Source organism: Myxococcus sp. AM009 (genome assembly GCF_013372605.1).
Lineage (GTDB): Bacteria > Myxococcota > Myxococcia > Myxococcales > Myxococcaceae > Myxococcus > Myxococcus vastator.
On the sequence record NZ_JABXEP010000093.1, the window covers coordinates 1 to 15,780 of the forward strand.

Consider the following 15,780-nt stretch of genomic DNA (forward strand, 5'->3'; position numbering starts at 1 on the left):
GGCGCGCATCCATCCGGGCGCGCCCCCCCCCGCCTCGGACGCGCCCGGATGGATGCGCGCCAGGGCCCCTCATCATTAAAGAGTGCAGTCCCTTCCTGCTGGCCCCCATGAGCCCGTGCGACACACGGCGCGGGTGGCCTCGGACGCGCCGGGAATGACGCGGCGCAATGACAGGTAGAGGAATGACACGTCCCATGAGGGGGGCAAGAGAGGCACCATGTCCTGTCCACAGCCACGACCCACCGAGTTCCGCCTTCCGCTGCGGGCCGAGTCCTTCTCCATCGACGAGCACCGCAACGTGCACTGCCGCTTCTACGGCGGCTGCATCGACGTCGCGGTGAAGAAGGACTGGGATGGCTTCACCTGCGCCAAGTGCCCGCTGTTCCACGAGGACCAGGCTCCTGGCGCCAGCGCGTACGCCTTCAACCAGCCCGCGGACCTGGGCCGGCCCTAGCGGCCTTCAGCAGACAGGCCCCGGCGGTGCGCGCTTCCATGGGACGAGGGAGCGTCCCACCGCTGGAGCCTCCGTTGACCAGCCCACGCGGAGCCGGGACTCCTGGAGGGAGTAGGCATGGGGGGCTCCTGACGCCAGCTTGGGGCCCAACCTGGAGGCCCCCATGCTGCGCCAGCTCCTGCTCTCCGACTTCCGCTCCGAGGGCCCCGCCGCCGGACATGGCTGGCCGCTGGTGCAGCACACGTTTCCCACCGTGCAGTTGGCGCCCCTGGCCGCCGGGCGCGGCGGCAACGTGCTCTATCTGGACGCATCCGAATGGAACGCACCGGCCTTCGACCCCATCGCTTGGGACGCGCGCGTCTTCGAGGCGGCGGAGCGCAGCGAATGGCTGTCCTTGCACCTGGACGGCGCGAGCAGTGAGGCGCTCGTCGTGGCCGCGCTGGAAATCCTCACCCGCTATCAATGCCTGGTGCGGCGCCGCAACGCGGCTTCGGCCACGCCGCTCTTCAGCCGGCTGCTGGCGCGGCACCGCTCCCTGCACGACTTGAAGCAGCCGCAGGTGCGCGCGGAGTTCCACCGCGCGGTGGATGCCTGGCAATGGACGCTCCGGCTGCGGCCGGACGTGGACCTCCCGCCGCAGGCCGCGGCCTTCTTCCATGAACAGGAAGGGGAGCAACCCACGACACAGGCGCGCGCGGACCGCGCGGTGCAGGTGCTGGAGGAGGCCGGCGCGGATGACGCCACCTGCAGGCGCGTGCGGGAGCTGCTGAAGCGCGACGCGCGCCCCGCCAACGCGCGGGACGTGTCGCTGCTGGACTCCGCGGATGCGCTGGCGTTCTTCTGCCGGGAGTCCTCCGCCTGGTTCCGGGAGGCCGCGCCCGAGCACCGCCGCCGGCAGGTGGCCCGGATGCTCGCGCGGCTGCGGCCCGAACACCTGCGCTGGCTGGGACACATGCGCCTGGCGCCGGCCGTGCGCGGCCAGCTCGAGGTCCTGCTCGCCGCCCACTTTCCAGTGGACGGCACGGCCTGAGCGGGACGGCGCGCGCGGGCCGCCACCGCTACGCGTGCACGGTCCGGTCCGGCAGCCCGCCCAGGGCGTTGTCGTTCATGGTGACGTCGCCCGTGATGCCGGCGGCCCGCTGCCGCTCGGTAACCTCACGCAGGTTGCGCTCCTGCTTGTTGCCCATGGCTCCGCCCAGAATCACGGCCATGATGAGGACGGCGAAGATGACGACTCCCAGGATGGTGGCGCCAAGGATTACCATGAGCTGAGCCTCGCTTGCGGGGGGCCGCGCGCCACGGAGGCGAACACGGCCACGTTGGCTTCACCCTGGAAAGGTGTGTCGTCCCGCCGCTCACGGCGCTGCTTCCCCGGCCGTCCCCGCCATGGATGTCCGCCCGCCCAGCGGGCAGGCTGCCTAGCGCGAAAGCATGTCTGGCTTCTCGAAGCGCGGCAGACACAGCCAGAAGCGCGTGCCCTCTTCCGGCGTGGACGTCACCCGCAACAGGCCGCCGTGGGCCCGCACGATTTCATGGGTGATGTAGAGCCCCAGCCCCAGCCCGTTGCGCTGCGCGCTGCGCATGTCCTGTGCGCGCACGAAGGGGTCGAAGATGTGAGGTAGCCGCTCCTGGGGAATGGGCAGACCCCAGTTGTGCACCTCCATCCGGACGCCGCCCTCCTCGTCGCGCACCGACACGCAGACGGACGTGTCCTCGGGGGAATACTGCACGGCGTTGCCCACCAGGTTGGAGGCCGCCTGGGCGATGCGGTCCGCGTCCCATTCACCCCAGCCCTTGCCGGACAGGGTCAGCTCGAAGCGCCGCATGGGGTGCGCCACCTCCAGCTCCTCCACCACCTGCCGCAGCACGTCATGCAGGTTCACCCGCGCGCGCGTCAGCGGGTAGCCGCCGCCCAGCCGGGTGCGCGTGAAGTCCAGCAGGTCGTTGATCATCCGCGCCATCCGGTCCGCGGAGATGGAGATGCGGTTGACGGCCTTGCGCTGCGGCTCCGCCAGCACGCCGTAGCGCAGCAGCAGGGCCGCGTTGCCGGAGATGGCCTGCAACGGGTTGCGCAGGTCATGTCCCAGGACGCCCAGGAACTGCTCGCGGAACACCGCCGTCTGCCGCGCCGCCTCCTCGCGCTTGAGCCCCTCCTCCACGCGCTTGCGCTCGATGGCGTAGCGCAGCGCCCGCACCAGCAGCGCCCCCGTCACCTGCCCCTTCACCAGGTAGTCCTGCGCGCCCTCGTGCACGGCCTGCACCGCCAGCTGCTCGTCGTCCGTGCCGGTGAGCACCACCAGCGGCACCGACGGCGCGGCGTTGAGCAGGCGGGGGATGTTGGCCAACCCCTGCCCGTCCGGCAGCGACAAATCGAGCAGCACCGCGTCCACGTCGGCGCTGCCCAGCACGTGCACCGCGTCCGCCAGCCGCTCCACGTGGAGGACGTCGAAGCGCGCGGTGGCAATCTCCTTCAGCTCCTCCTGGAGCAGCCGCGCGTCGCCCGCGTTGTCCTCCACCAGCAGCAGGCGCAGGGGGCGCCCGTCCACGCTCCGGTCGCTCATGAAGCCTCGGGCTTGGGGGGCAGCCGGACGACGGACAACCAGAAGTCGTCAATGGAGCGCACCACGGAGATGAACTGCTCCAGGTCCACCGGCTTGGCGATGTAGCAGTTCGCGTGCAAGTCGTAGGTGCGCAGGATGTCCTCTTCCGCCTTCGACGTGGTGAGCACCACCACCGGGATGCGGCGCAGGGCCGGGTCGACCTTGATTTCGGCCAGCACCTCGCGTCCGTCCTTCCGAGGCAGGTTGAGGTCCAGCAGGATGAGGTCGGGCCGGGCGGCGTCCGCGTACGCGCCCTGGCGCCGCAGGAAGGACAGCGCCTCCACGCCGTCGCGCGCCACCGACAGGCGGTTGCTCACCTTGCCTTCCTTGAAGGCTTCGATGGTCAACCGCACGTCGCCGGGGTTGTCTTCCACCAGGAGGATTTCAATCGGGCTGCCAGTCGCGTCGTGGCGCATGTCTCAAGACTCCGGATGGGACGGTACGGCGGGCAGCGTGAACCAGAAGGCCGTGCCTTCACCTGGCTGGGACTCCACGCCGATGCGGCCCCCATGGCGCTCGACGATTTTCTTGCAGATGGCCAGGCCAATCCCCGTGCCCGGGTACTCCTCCTTGCCGTGGAGCCGTTGGAAGATGACGAAGATGCGCTCGAAGTACTCGGGGGAGATGCCAATGCCCCAGTCGCGCACGGTGAAGCGGACCGCCGCTCCCCGCGGCTCGGCGCTCACCCGCACCCGGGGCGGCGCGGCGCCGTGGAACTTGAGCGCGTTGCCCACCAGGTTCTGGAACAACTGGGTGAGCTGCGTCTCGTCCGCGAGCACCGCCGGCAACGGGCCGAGCTCCACCGAGGCCTGCGTCTCCTGGATGGCCGCCCGCAGGTTCGCGGTCGCCCGCTCCAGCGCCCGTCCCGCGTCGCAAGGGCGCCTGTCCCAGCCTCGCGTGCCCACCCGCGAATAGGCCAGCAGGTCCTGGATGAGCCGCTGCATGCGATTCACCCCGTCCACCGCGTAGTGGATGAACTCGTCCGCGTCCGCGTCCAGCCTGCCCTTGTAGCGCCGGCCCAGCAGCTGGGTATAGCTGGCCACCATGCGCAGCGGCTCCTGCAAGTCGTGCGAGGCCACGTAGGCGAACTGCTGGAGCTCCTCGTTGGAGCGGGCCAGCTCCTGGGCGCGCTGCTGCAACCCCTCCTCGGCGCGGCGGCGCTCCACGCCCTGGGCGATGGCGTCCGACACCGCCGCCAGCGCGACCGCCGCGTCCTCGCCCAGCGGCTCCCTGCCATAGACGCCGAGCACTCCCACCAATTGCCCACGCACCATCAGCGGCATGCCCGAGAACGCGCGCACGCCCGTCTCCTTCAACCAGCCGCCGTCCAGGACGCGCGTGTCGCCTGTCAGGTCATCCACGCGGAGCTGAGCGCGCAGGCGGGCCACCTCGCTCACCAGGCTGGGGCCGTCCACCCGGATTCGAGCCCACTTGTCGCGCGGCGGCGCGTTGGGGCCCGCGTTGCCCGCCAGCTCCAGGGTGTGGGTGTCGCGCGAGTACAGCCACAGCCGCGCCGTCCGCGCCCCCAGGTGCGTCACCAGTGCGCTGGCGCAGTCCTGGAGAATCTCCGCCAGGGCGTCCTCGCGCGCCAGGGCGAGGCTCACCTCCGCGCGCAGCGCCTCCAGCCGGCGCGCGGCCGCCTCGCGCTCCAGGCGGCGGGCGGCGTCCTCCACCTGGCGCTGGGCGGAGACGTCCGTGGTGGTGCCCACCCATTCGCGCACGCCGCCGTCCGGGTTGAGCACCGGCACCGCCCGCACGCGCACGGGGGTGTAGCGCCCGTCCGGGCGGGCCAGGCGGTACTCCGCGTCATAGGGGCGGCGCTGCTCCACCGTGGCGAACCAGCTCCGCGCCGCGGTGTCCCGGTCCTCGGGATGCACGGCCGAAAGCCACTCGTGTCCCCGCCACTGCGCGTACGTCCGGCCGGTGAAGGCGCGCCAGGACGGGCTGTCCTCCTCGATGTCGCCGTCGGGGCGCGTCACCCAGACGGCCTGGGTGGAGGCGGTGACCAGCGAGCGGAAGCGCAGCTCCATCCGCCGCGCGTCCTTGATGAGCCGGGCGTTGTCCAGCGCCACCGCCGCGCGCTCGGCCAGCTGCGTGGCCAGCAGGAGGTCCGTCTGGGCGAAGCGCCGGCCTGACTCCGCGTGCACCAGCGACAGCGCGCCAATGGTGCGGCCACGCGCCGTCAGGGGCACCAGCATGGCGGAGCGCAGCCCCAGCTCCCGCGCGATGCGCAGATGCTCCGCGTCACGGGTCCCGGCCACCAGCAGCGCATCCGGGACCTCCGGCAGCACCACCGACACCCCCGTGCGGATGACGGACAGCACGCCGGAGGGGTCCTCATGGCGCGGCGGGTAACGCACACGCAGCTCCTCCGCGTAGCGCACCTTCTCCGGGTCCACATGCGCCACGCCCACCTGGCGCGTGGAGCCATCCTCGTAGGCGATTTCAATGGCGCACCAGTCCGCCAGCGACGGCACCACCAGCCGCGTCAGCGCCGAGAGCGTCGCCTCGTAATCCAGCGAGGACGACGACAGCAGCGCGCCCGCCTCGGCCAGCACGCGCAGGGACTCCGCGGCGCGCTTCTGCTCTTCGATGTCCGTACAGGTGCCGAACCATTTGACGATGCGCCCGCTGTCGTCGCGCACCGGGTGCCCCCGCCCCAGGTGCCAGCGCCACACGCCGTCATGGCGGCGGCAGCGGTACTCCACCTCATAGGGCGCGCCGGTGCGCAGGGAGTCCGCCCAGCGCCGGCCCGCCTCCTCCAGGTCATCGGGGTGGAAGGCCAACCGCCAGCCCGCCCCCAGTGCCTGCTCGGGGGTGAGGCCCGTGTAGGTGTACCAACGAGCGTTGTAGTACTCGTGATGGCCGTCCGCGCGGGCGACCCAGATGAGCTGGGGGATGCTCTCGGAGAGCAACTGCAAGGCGTCCACGCCTGGGAGCACCGGAACCGGGCGCTGGGACTCCGGGGCCGCATCCGGAGGACTACGGAGGGGGTGCGTCATGGAAGGCACTCGACCTTAACAGCCCGCACGGGGCCACACCCTCCTGGCGGGAGACGGCTTTTCAGCAGCGGACAGTCCCCAGGAAGGGCAGGTCTCACGCCGGGCGGTCAGGGAGGCGGGCGTCGTGGATTCCCTGTCAATGCCCCGCCACCGCAGATGCCTGCCATTGCACGAACAAACCAGACAGACACACCGCCCGCAATGACAGACGTCACCAGCAACCTGACCTACGAAGCCCTCAGGCACGGGCGCGGATGCCAGGACACCGCGAGGTCTCCTTGGAATCGGCCCCTCAGCGAGGGTGAGGCGCTTCGGCCGTCGCACGCCCAGGACGCAGCCCGGGCAGGCGGGCAGGCGGGCCCTCTTCGTCTCATCCCCACTGCCACCCTCCGGCCAGGGAGCGAGCAACTCCCACATGGCGGGTTCAGGGAGGGGACACCACCTTCCGCGAGCGGATGTCGCCTGAGAGGGATAGGCCGCGTGAGGAGCGTGACACCCCCATGTGGAGCCCATCTCCCCGTCGAGTCCGTCCCGCGCCGTGGCGCGTGCGGGGTGGGACGCGCGCACCCGCGCGGCCCCTGGCGACGTCCCGGCCCTTGGACATCCACGCACCGCCGCGTCCCTACCGGAGACGGCCGCAGGGCGTGTCCTCCATGCCCTGTGGATGGGCGCTCGCGGCGCTGGGCGGCGCCGGCGTCCAGGTGCTGGGCCCTTCGTGTCTGGAGCGGCTGCGCCGGCGGAAGCGGGGGCACCACCGCTGGTGGCACCGCTCCCAGGAGCCGCTGATGGAGTCCATGGAGACGGCCCTGACCACGGCGCTGCTCGGCGTGTCCGTCATGCCCCTGGTGGGTGGCGACAGTCCCCCGGAGTGGGCCGCCCGGCCCGACGCGGTGCGCGACATCCGGTGCGAGGCTCCGGACGACGACCTCGACTTCGAGTCCGCCTTCGCGTCCTACTAGCGCGCCTGTTAACACCGGGGCATGACGACCGCGCCCCGCCCCAATCCGCTGCTGTCGGACCGCGACGTGGACTTCCAGCTCTACGAGGTGCTGGATGCCACGGCGCTGTGCGCCCTGCCCGCGTTCGCGGAGCACTCCCGCGACACCTTCACCCTGCTGCTGGACAGCACGCGCCGCTTCGCGCGCGAGGTGCTCTACCCCACCTACCGCGCCATGGACGCCCAGCCCCCGTCCTTCCGCGACGGGCGCGTCCACGTCCACCCGCTGATGCGCGACTTGTACCCGCGCCTGGTGGAGCTGGGCCTGCTCACCGCCTCGCGCCCGCCCGACGTCGGAGGACAGCAGCTGCCGCTCACCGTGCACGCGGTGTCCACCGCCTACCTCATGGCGGCCAACCTGAGCGTCTACGCCTGGCTGGGCCTGACGCTGGGCGCGGCGCACCTGCTGGAGGTGTTCGGCACGCCGGAGGTGAAGGCGGCCTTCATGGAGCCGATGTACCGGGGCGAATGGACGGGCACCATGGCCCTCACCGAGCCGCAGGCGGGCAGCAGCCTCGCGGACGTGCGGACCCGCGCGACGCCCGCGCCGGACGGCAGCTGGCGCATCCAGGGCTCGAAGATCTTCATCAGCGGCGCGGACCAGGACTTCAGTGAGAATGTGGTGCACCTGACGCTGGCGCGCATCGAAGGCGCGGAGGGCGGCACGCGGGGCATCTCCCTCTTCGCGGTGCCCTCGCGGCGGCCGGAGGGCGACGCGCTGGTGGACAACGACGTCCGCGTGGCGGGCGTCATCCACAAGATTGGCTGGAAGGGCATCCCCAGCCTCGCCCTCAACTACGGTGAATCAGGTGACTGCCACGGCTGGCTGGTGGGGCCTCCGGGACGCGGCCTGGCGTGCATGTTCCAGATGATGAACGAGGCGCGCATCATGGTGGGCATGAACGGGGTGGCCACCGCGACGGTGGCGTACCACGAGGCCGTGGCCTACGCGCGTGAGCGTCCCCAGGGCCGGCCCGCCGGCGTGCGCGACGCCACGCGGCCGCAGACGCCCATCATCGAACACGCGGATGTGCGGCGGATGCTGCTGCGGCAGAAGGCCATCGTCGAAGGGGGCCTGTCGCTGCTGCTCGCCGCGTCGTACCAGGCGGACCTCGCGGAGCATGGCCAGGACGACGCCACCCGCCAGCGCGCGGGCCTGCTGGTGGACCTGCTGACGCCGGTGGCGAAGTCGTTCCCCGCCGAGCGGGGCTTCGAGGCCAACGCGCTCGCGGTGCAGGTGCATGGAGGCTACGGCTACTCCAGCGAGTACCTGCCCGAGGCCTGGCTGAGAGACCAGAAGCTCAACAGCATCCACGAGGGCACCACCGGCATCCAGGGCCTCGACCTGCTGGGGCGCAAGGTGGTGGCCGGCGGCGGCGCGGCGCTCCAGGCCTTCACGGAGGAGGTGGGCGCCACGGTGGCGCGAGCGCGCGCGGCGGGCGTGACGCCGGAGTGGGGCGAGGCGCTCGAACAGGCCCTGGCGGAGACCACCACCGTGGTGACGGAGCTGGGCGCGCGTGGCATGTCCGGCGAGGTGGAGCTGATGCTGCGCCACAGCGCGGACTTCCTGGAGCTCTTCAGCGTGCTCGCGGTGGCCTGGCGCTGGCTGGCCCAGGCCGCGGCCGCGAAGGAAGCGCTGGGGCGTGGCGACCCCGCGCCCGACTTCTACGAGGGCAAGCTGGCGGCGGCGCAGTACTGGTTCGCGGTGGAGCTGCCTCGGGTACCGCTGCTCGCCCGGCTCTGCCGGACAGGAGAGGACTCCTACGCGCGCATGCGCCCGGAGTGGTTCTGAGGAGACGCCTCGGACGATTCTCCTGCATGAATCGTTTGAGCTCGTAAGATGTGAAGGGTGACTGTTTCTTTCCACCTGTGCCAGCCCGGTGGAGGCGCGTCGTGTGGAGCCTGCTGCGGCCTCTACAATTTCCGGGACCATTCCCGCCTGGCCGTGGCGGAGCAGCTCTCCATGCAGACGGAGCGGCTGCGCCGCGTGCCGTGGGAAGCCTCGGCGTGGCGCGAAGCCGCCCGTGAGTTGCTCGCGGCCCGTCGCGCCGAGCCCATGTTCTCCGCCGTGCGGGTGTGCCCCCTGCTGGGCTTCCTGGACTCCGAGCGCAAGCAGGTGGGCTGCCTTGCCCACCCGCTGGTGACGGGCGGCACGGACCTGCGGGACTGCGGCGTGTACCGCTCATCCGTGTGCGAGACGTTCACCTGCCCCTCGTTCGGTTGGCTGACGGACGCCCAGGCGAGGCTGGTGCAGGTGGCCTGCGCGGACTGGTACCTGTACGGGCTGGTCATCACCGACGTGGAGTTCGTCCGAGGCTGCCTTCGCTTGTTGGAGTGGGAGCTGGGCGGGCCCGCGCGTCCGGAAGTGCTGATGGGGCAGCCGGAGGCGCTCGCCGCGATACGGCGGATGTTCGCCCTGAAGGAGACGGCGCCGCGACGAGGGACGAATGCCACGGTGTTCGGCCGCTTCAACCGGGACGCCGACGGCGAGCCCGTGCCGCGCACCCTGGACTACGTGAAGCTGGGCGTGCGGACGGCGCCGGAGGACGACGTGGTGCTGTGCCTGGGCTATGCGCCGCGGGACGCCACGGAGCTGATGGGCGCCCGCGAGTTGGTGCGCTCACACGTGAAGGCCGTGGCCCGCGCGCTGCCTGCGTGACGCGGAGGGGCTGCGCACACCGCTTGCATTGGAAGCCGCGAAACGGAGCGACTGGGAACTCGAGGGGAACAGTATGGGAAGAGGATGGGCGTGGGTGGGGATGCTGGGACTCTTCGCGATGACGACGGGTTGCCGTGAGCGGGAGCCTCGGGCGGCGGTGGTGACGCCCAGCGGCATGGAAGCGGACACGGCGGCCGGGGCCCTTGAACGCGAGCCCGTGATGGAGGTGGACAGCGCGACAGCGCCCGCGGCGCTCCAGCCCGCGACGGCGGTGCGGGAACAGGCTCCCGGAGAGAACACTTTGGCGCGAGCGCCCACGGCCATGAGCGACACGTCCGTGGCTCCGATGGAGGGCGCACCCGTGCGCGCGCCGGCCCCGGTGGCGGAGTCCGCCGCGCCGCGGACGACGCAGCAGCAGGCGGCGGCGAGCCGGGTGATGATTGGCTCCGAGGCGGTCCAGGCCCGGGAGGACGAGGACTGGTACCTGGGCGCGGCGCGCGCGGCGCAGCACGCGACGGTGGAGACGGGACAGGGCGGCGCGGGGAACGCGCCCCTGGAGGACGTCATCATCGCCTCCAGCTCCGTGAGTGGGCGCGTCACGCAGGTGAAGCGGAACACCCTCACCGTGAAGGACCGGGAGGGCGGCGTCTACGAGCTGGAGCTGGACCAGCGCAGCCGAGGCCTGCGGCAGGGACGAAAGGTGCCGCTGCGGCAGCTGCGGGAAGGCACGCCGGTGCGTGCGCAGTTCGTCCTCATGGGGGGCCGCACCGTCGCGCGCGACGTGCAGATCCGTCGCTGAGGTGGGCTCGCGCCGTGGTAGGGCATGCCACCAGGGAGGCCCTGCCCGGACACCGGGCAAGCGCAAGGGCTCATGGCTTTCGCCAGCGCCGCGCGCCTCCTGAGATATCGGGGCCCAAGCCCCGGAGGCGAGCGCATGCAGGAGCCCCTTCCACCGCGGTCCCCCACGTCCGGCTGGCGCCGTGCGTGGCGCGGCCTGTGGGTGACCTTCGCCGCGAAGCCCACCTGGACACAGGCGCCCCGCCGTGGCCGCGCCCGGCTGGGGATGCTGCTCGCGCTGGGCATGATGACCGCATGCGCGACGCGCGGAGCGGGCTCGGCCCAGCCCTCCATTCCAGCGCTGCCACAGCTCTCCGCGTCACAGGTCGCCAGGCTGATGCCTCCGCGGCTCCAGGACCGCGAGGGCTGGGCCCGGGACGTGCTGGCCGCGCTGGAGGTGGAGGAACTCGCCCCGTCACCGCCCGCGGTGTGCTCGGTGCTGGCCGTCATCGAACAGGAGTCCGGCTACAAGGTCGACCCGGCCGTCCCGGGGCTCCCGAAGATGGTCCGCGCGCGTCTGGACGAACACGCGAACAAGCTGGGCCCGCTGGGCCGTAAGGTCCTGGCGTCGGTGCTGGAAGGCCGGGCGAAGGGCAGCAAGAAGACGTTCGACGAGCGGCTGCGCGCGCTGCGCACCGAGCGCGACCTGGACCGGCTCTTCCGCGACATGCTCGCGTACTACGAGAACGAATACCCGAGCGCCTTCAAGGTCGTGGACTTCGCCAGCGGCGTCTTCGCTTCGGGGAACCTGAACGCGTTCAACCCCGTCACCACCGCTGGCTCCATGCAGGTGAGCGTGCGCTACGCGATGCAGAAGGCGGGCGAGGACGCGGACCCGGCCGAGGTGCGCGAGTCGATGTACACCCGCGCGGGCGGCGTGCGCTACGGCACCGCGCGGCTGCTGGGTTACGAGGCCGCCTACCCCGAGCCCCTCTTCCGCTTCGCGGACTACAACGCGGGCGTCTATGCCTCACGCAACGCCGCGCTCCAGTCGCAGGTGAGCCGCCTCACCGGCCATCCCCTGGCGCCCGACGGAGACCTCCAGCTCTATGACAAGCAGGGGCAGCCGCGCGACGAGGACAGCAAGTCGCTGCTGGCGCTGCTGGCCTTCCGTCTGCGCTTCGCCCCGGAGGAGCTCAGCGAGCGGCAGGTGCGCCGCGACGTGCGCGAGGAGAAGGCGCTGGACTTCGAATCCACCGACACGTTCCGCGCGGTGAAACGCGTCTACCAGCGGGAGACGGGCGAAGCGCCGTCCTACGCCCAGCTTCCCCGGGTGACGCTCCACAGTCCGAAGCTGAAGCGCGAGCTGACCACCGCGTGGTTCGCGCGCTCGGTGGACCGGCGCTTCCAGAACTGCATGACGCGCTACCGCGCGCTGACGGCGAAGGAGTGAAGAGCGCCAGGCACCGCCGGTCCGATTCCTTCCGGAGCCGGCGGTGCGCGGCGGGGCTCAGGGCTTCGCGGGCGCGGAGGGCGGCGAGTAGCGCTTGTCGGAGATCTTCATCTCCGTGACGGCGCCGTACTTGCGAGCCGCCTCCCGGATGTCCGACGCCTTGCCGATGAGGACGAAGGTGAGGTCCTCTGGCGCGGGGAGCTTGCGCTGGATGATGCCGTGCACGCCCTGGCGCGTCGTGGCGGAGACGGCGCTGGCGAAGCCGTCCACGTCGCTGGCGTCCAGGCCGTAGAAGGCCAGCTCCGACAGCTTGCCCGCCACCTGCGCCCCGGTCTCCAGCGTGGGCGGGAACTGCCCCAGCACATACGACTTCGCGGAGGCGAGCATGGCGTCATCCATGCCGGCCTTCCGGTAGCCGGCGAGCGTCTCCAGCGCCAGGTCGATGGCGCGGCCCGTGGACTCCGTCTTCGTGTACGAGGCGATGATGACGGGCCCCGGGCGCGTGTGGCGGATGAACACGGAGCTGGCGCCGTAGCTGAGGCCGGACTTCACGCGCAGCTCGGTGTTGAGCAGCGAGGTGAAGCGCCCGCCGAACACCGTCTCGGCGACCCGCACCGCGGCCCGGTCCGGGTCATCGCGGGAGATGCCGGTGTTGCCAATCCAGAAGTACGTCTGGGTGGCGTCCGGCTTGTCCACCAGCAGCACGCGCCGGCCCTTGGAGGCGGCGGTGGCGGACACGGTGGGCGCGGGCGCGGCGGCGCGCGCCCAGCCGCCGAGCGAGGACTCCAGCTTCTTCGCGAGCGCCTTCGCGTCGAAGTCACCCACCACGGACAGGATGAGCCGGTCCGCGCCCAGGTGGTGCTTCGCGTACGCGAGCACGTCCTCGCGGGACAGGCCGGGCAGGGACGCCTCGCTGCCGTTGACGGGCGTGCCATACGGGTGCCCGGCGAAGTGGAAGGCCTGGAAGTACGCGCCAATCAGCATGCGCGGGTCGCCATCCTTCGCGGCGGTGATTTCAGAGGCCTTGCGCGCGCGGACCTTCTCCAGCTCCTTCGCGTCGAAGCGCGGGCGCGTGAGCATGTCGGTGAGCAGCTCCACCATCAGCCCGGTGTCGCGCGACATGAACTGGCCGCTGATGACCAGGGCCTCCAGGTTGGCGGCCACCTGAATGTCGCCGCCCACGCCGTCCACGGCCTCGGCGAACTGACGCGCGTCACGGCCGCCAGCGCCCTTCTGCAGCAGCTCGCCAGTGAGCGAGGCCAGGCCCTCCTTGCCGGCGGGGTCGCCCAGGGCGCCGCCGCGCACCCACGCGCTGAACGAGACGAGCGGCAGCTCCTTGCGCTCCACGAGCAGGAGCTTCGCGCCGTTCTTCAGCGTGACGGTGGTGGCCTTGGGGAGCGTCACGCCCTGCTGTGCCGGGGCCGCAGCGGCGGCCTTCGGAGCAGCGGCGGAGCCCTGGGCCGCGGCGGGGACGGAGGACAGCAGCAGCGTGGTGAACGCGGCCTTCCAGGTGAGGGGGGCGCTCATCGCGAGGCCTCCTTGCGGGAGTCGGGGGTGGCGGCCCGCGCGTCGGCGGGCACGAGCCAGCCCACGGTGCGGCGCTGCGAGTTGAAGATGCGCGCGGCGACCTCGCGGACATCGTCACGCGTCACGCGCTCATAGCGCTCAGGCGCGTCGAAGAGCTGGCGGTAGTCACCGCGGAACGTCTCCGCGGCGCCCAGCGCGCGGCCTCGGCCGTTGTTGGTCTCCAGGCTGCGCCAGAACTGGGACAGGGTGATGTTGCGCGCCTTCTTGAGCTCGGCGTCGCTGACGCCGTCCTTGACGACGCGGGCCAGCTCCTCGGTGAGCAGGCCTTCCACCCTGGCGACGTCGGCGCCGGGCGGCAAGTCCGCGTAGACCCAGACGAGCGACGGGTCGAAGCCCGGGCTGAAGTGGGTGTTGACGCGGAGGGCGGCGCGCTCCTCCTCGACGAGGCGGCGGTGCAGCCGCGAGGACTCACCGTTGGCGAGGATGCCCAGGAGCAGCGTGAGCGCCTCCACGTCCGCGTCCTTGCCGGAGATGCCGTGGTAGGCCAACTGGATGAGTGGGGCCTGGGCCTGCTTCTTCACGACGATGCGGCGCTCGCCCTGCTGCTCGGGCTCCTTGGTGCGGATGGGCTCGGGCGCGGGCTGGGAGGGGATGGGCCCCAGGTGCTTCTCCGCGAGCGCGAAGATTTCGGCGGGCGTCACGGCGCCGGTGAAGATGAGCGTGGCGTTGTTGGGGGCGTAGTACGTCTTGTAGTAGCGCTGGAGGTCCTCGATGCGCCACGACTCGATGTCGGACGGCCAGCCGATGACGGGGAACTGGTACGGGTGCGCGACGAAGGCGGTGGCCTGCACCTGCTCCATCAGGGCGCCCATGTTGTCGTTGTCGATGGCGGAGCGGCGCTCCGAGTACACGACGCCGCGCTCGGACTCGGTGACCTTGGGGTCGATGGCCAGGTGCTGGAGCCGGTCGGCCTCGAGGTCGAAGATGACGTCGAGCGCGGAGCGCGGGAACCAGTCCATGTAGACGGTGACGTCCTCGGAGGTGAATGCGTTGTTCGCGCCGCCGTTGGCCTCCATGACGCGGTCGAACTCACCGGGGCCGTACTTCTTCGCGCCGTTGAACATCATGTGCTCGAAGAAGTGGGACAGGCCGGTGATGCCGGGGTACTCGTTCCGGCTGCCGACGCGGAACCAGTTGTAGAGGACGACACTGGGAATGTCGTGGTTGGGCCAGACGATGACCTTGAGCCCGTTCTTGAGGGTGCGGGACTCGATGCCGGCGCCGAGCCTGGGCGCGGCGGCCACGGCGGACTTCGCCACCGGCCTGGCCTGCGTCTGCGCACAGGCCACGGGGCCGGAGAGCAGGGCCAGACACGAGGTCCAGAGTAACGACTGACGGAACATCCGTGCTCCTGTCGGAAGAACGCCCGGGAACGGGCGGCGGGGCACGATATTCCAGGTGCCACCCTCCTGGGTTGACCAGGAGGGCGGTGGGGCTGACGGACGCCTCAGGCGCCGAGCACGCCGCGGAGCACTTCCTGGAAGTAGTTGATGCTGCCGGTGTGCGTCTGGAAGTGCCGGGCGGACTGGTGGAGGCGGTGGATGACGGCCTCGAACTCCGCCTGGCTGACGTCGCGCAGGGACATGTAGAGGCGGACGGCGCCCTGGAGGTGGGAGAAGAGCGGGTTGCGGTCGGTGCCGTCGGGACGGCGCAGGAGGTGGCGGTAGAGCCGCTCGAACTCCTGGTCCGTCTCGGTGTTGCGCACGGCGCGGCAGTAGCCGGCGGCGGTGGCCTCGATGAGGAGGAAGAAGGCCTGGTACTCGTCCGGGGGCGCCTTGGCGAAGCTGGGGGGCTTCACGTCACCCACGAAGAGCTGGGAGATGGGCTTGAGCGTCACATGGACCAGCTGCTCGCCCGCGCGAAGCTGGACGCGCTCCCCCACCGGACGCACGTGCTTGCCGTCCTCGTCCCACTCCACCGCCACGTACAGGCGCTCGGGCTGGTCCACCTTCACGCCGGCCTTCTCGAGCTCCGCCACTGCGTTCGCGTCCATCTCGTTTCGCTCCTCCGGCTCCCTCTCTACCCTGCTCCGGGCAGCCCGTGCACCCGGCATCGTGGGGCAGCGTCCAGGAAGAGGCGGTAGGTGCTGGACTTCCGGTCGCCGGCCATCCCCCCTGCCCGCGCTGCTATCGGGCGACAGGCGCTGGACGGGGGGTGGGGGACCGGTAGAAGACCCCTGCCTCCGGGCGGGACCGCAGCACGAGCCGCGCGTCGTCACTCCCGGCCGGGACGAGATAGACGTCCCCCCCCC

14 protein-coding genes are annotated in these 15,780 nt (G+C 71.3%); 7 read left to right on the forward strand and 7 right to left on the reverse strand.

Annotated elements, in window-relative coordinates; genetic code table 11:
• Positions 1-217: 217 nt before the first annotated feature.
• Positions 218-454, forward strand: coding sequence for a hypothetical protein (locus HV824_RS22100; protein ID WP_163783695.1), 237 nt, complete (start codon positions 218-220; stop codon positions 452-454).
• 163 nt (positions 455-617) lie between these two features.
• Complete coding sequence (locus HV824_RS22105; RefSeq protein WP_176418774.1) at positions 618-1,484, forward strand: DUF4202 domain-containing protein; 867 nt, start codon at positions 618-620, stop codon at positions 1,482-1,484.
• Positions 1,485-1,512: 28 nt separating this feature from the next.
• On the opposite strand, the gene HV824_RS22110 is transcribed toward HV824_RS22105, so the two are convergent.
• The 4 genes from HV824_RS22110 to HV824_RS22125 form a co-directional block, all read right to left on the reverse strand.
• Positions 1,513-1,719 (reverse strand): hypothetical protein, encoded by a 207-nt coding sequence (locus tag HV824_RS22110; RefSeq protein ID WP_176418773.1) that lies wholly within the window; start codon positions 1,717-1,719, stop codon positions 1,513-1,515.
• A 153-nt stretch (positions 1,720-1,872) separates the two neighbouring features.
• Positions 1,873-3,015, reverse strand: a complete 1,143-nt coding sequence (locus HV824_RS22115) for a hybrid sensor histidine kinase/response regulator (protein ID WP_176418772.1) — start codon at positions 3,013-3,015, stop codon at positions 1,873-1,875.
• Positions 3,012-3,470 (reverse strand): response regulator, encoded by a 459-nt coding sequence (locus tag HV824_RS22120; RefSeq protein WP_176418771.1) that lies wholly within the window; start codon positions 3,468-3,470, stop codon positions 3,012-3,014. Before HV824_RS22120 ends, HV824_RS22115 begins: the two co-directional genes overlap by 4 nt.
• A 3-nt stretch (positions 3,471-3,473) precedes the next feature.
• A complete protein-coding gene (locus HV824_RS22125; RefSeq protein WP_176418770.1) occupies positions 3,474-6,056 on the reverse strand; it encodes a PAS domain-containing protein in 2,583 nt (860 codons plus the stop codon).
• Between the two features lie 653 nt (positions 6,057-6,709).
• On the opposite strand from HV824_RS22125, the gene HV824_RS22130 reads away from it, so the two are divergent.
• The 5 genes from HV824_RS22130 (at position 6,710) to HV824_RS22150 (ending at position 11,942) form a co-directional block, all read left to right on the forward strand.
• The gene (locus HV824_RS22130) at positions 6,710-7,015 is read left to right on the forward strand and encodes a hypothetical protein (protein WP_176424154.1); all 306 of its coding nucleotides are present in this window, start codon (positions 6,710-6,712) and stop codon (positions 7,013-7,015) included.
• Positions 7,016-7,036: 21 nt separating this feature from the next.
• A complete protein-coding gene (locus tag HV824_RS22135; protein ID WP_176424155.1) occupies positions 7,037-8,845 on the forward strand; it encodes an acyl-CoA dehydrogenase in 1,809 nt (602 codons plus the stop codon).
• A gap of 57 nt (positions 8,846-8,902) precedes the next feature.
• Positions 8,903-9,712, forward strand: coding sequence for a hypothetical protein (locus HV824_RS22140; protein WP_176418768.1), 810 nt, complete (start codon positions 8,903-8,905; stop codon positions 9,710-9,712).
• Between the two features lie 100 nt (positions 9,713-9,812).
• Positions 9,813-10,511, forward strand: coding sequence for a hypothetical protein (locus tag HV824_RS22145; RefSeq protein ID WP_255208243.1), 699 nt, complete (start codon positions 9,813-9,815; stop codon positions 10,509-10,511).
• A gap of 135 nt (positions 10,512-10,646) precedes the next feature.
• A complete protein-coding gene (locus tag HV824_RS22150) occupies positions 10,647-11,942 on the forward strand; it encodes a DUF1615 family protein (protein WP_176424156.1) in 1,296 nt (431 codons plus the stop codon).
• A 57-nt stretch (positions 11,943-11,999) separates the two neighbouring features.
• On the opposite strand, the gene HV824_RS22155 is transcribed toward HV824_RS22150, so the two are convergent.
• The 3 genes from HV824_RS22155 to HV824_RS22165 all read right to left on the reverse strand — a co-directional run bounded on the left by HV824_RS22155 (position 12,000) and on the right by HV824_RS22165 (position 15,522).
• Positions 12,000-13,469, reverse strand: coding sequence for a pitrilysin family protein (locus tag HV824_RS22155; RefSeq protein ID WP_176424157.1), 1,470 nt, complete (start codon positions 13,467-13,469; stop codon positions 12,000-12,002).
• The gene (locus HV824_RS22160; RefSeq protein WP_176418765.1) at positions 13,466-14,872 is read right to left on the reverse strand and encodes a pitrilysin family protein; all 1,407 of its coding nucleotides are present in this window, start codon (positions 14,870-14,872) and stop codon (positions 13,466-13,468) included. Before HV824_RS22160 ends, HV824_RS22155 begins: the two co-directional genes overlap by 4 nt.
• Positions 14,873-14,976: 104 nt before the next feature.
• Positions 14,977-15,522 carry a hypothetical protein gene (locus HV824_RS22165; protein WP_176424158.1) on the reverse strand — a complete coding sequence of 182 codons (546 nt, stop codon included), beginning with the start codon at positions 15,520-15,522 and terminating at the stop codon, positions 14,977-14,979.
• Positions 15,523-15,780: the final 258 nt, after the last annotated feature.

Excerpts from the sequence above, each read along its gene's own strand:
- HV824_RS22145 (WP_255208243.1), top strand. The coding sequence starts at position 9,813 with ATGCTGGGACTCTTCGCGATGACGACGGGTTGCCGTGAGCGGGAGCCT.
- HV824_RS22160 (WP_176418765.1), bottom strand. The coding sequence starts at position 14,872 with ATGTTCCGTCAGTCGTTACTCTGGACCTCGTGTCTGGCCCTGCTCTCC.
- HV824_RS22120 (WP_176418771.1), bottom strand. The coding sequence starts at position 3,470 with ATGCGCCACGACGCGACTGGCAGCCCGATTGAAATCCTCCTGGTGGAA.
- HV824_RS22115 (WP_176418772.1), bottom strand. The coding sequence starts at position 3,015 with ATGAGCGACCGGAGCGTGGACGGGCGCCCCCTGCGCCTGCTGCTGGTG.
- HV824_RS22125 (WP_176418770.1), bottom strand. The coding sequence starts at position 6,056 with ATGACGCACCCCCTCCGTAGTCCTCCGGATGCGGCCCCGGAGTCCCAG.
- HV824_RS22130 (WP_176424154.1), top strand. The coding sequence starts at position 6,710 with ATGCCCTGTGGATGGGCGCTCGCGGCGCTGGGCGGCGCCGGCGTCCAG.
- HV824_RS22165 (WP_176424158.1), bottom strand. The coding sequence starts at position 15,522 with ATGGACGCGAACGCAGTGGCGGAGCTCGAGAAGGCCGGCGTGAAGGTG.
- HV824_RS22100 (WP_163783695.1), top strand. The coding sequence starts at position 218 with ATGTCCTGTCCACAGCCACGACCCACCGAGTTCCGCCTTCCGCTGCGG.
- HV824_RS22110 (WP_176418773.1), bottom strand. The coding sequence starts at position 1,719 with ATGGTAATCCTTGGCGCCACCATCCTGGGAGTCGTCATCTTCGCCGTC.
- HV824_RS22155 (WP_176424157.1), bottom strand. The coding sequence starts at position 13,469 with ATGAGCGCCCCCCTCACCTGGAAGGCCGCGTTCACCACGCTGCTGCTG.
- HV824_RS22150 (WP_176424156.1), top strand. The coding sequence starts at position 10,647 with ATGCAGGAGCCCCTTCCACCGCGGTCCCCCACGTCCGGCTGGCGCCGT.
- HV824_RS22135 (WP_176424155.1), top strand. The coding sequence starts at position 7,037 with ATGACGACCGCGCCCCGCCCCAATCCGCTGCTGTCGGACCGCGACGTG.
- HV824_RS22105 (WP_176418774.1), top strand. The coding sequence starts at position 618 with ATGCTGCGCCAGCTCCTGCTCTCCGACTTCCGCTCCGAGGGCCCCGCC.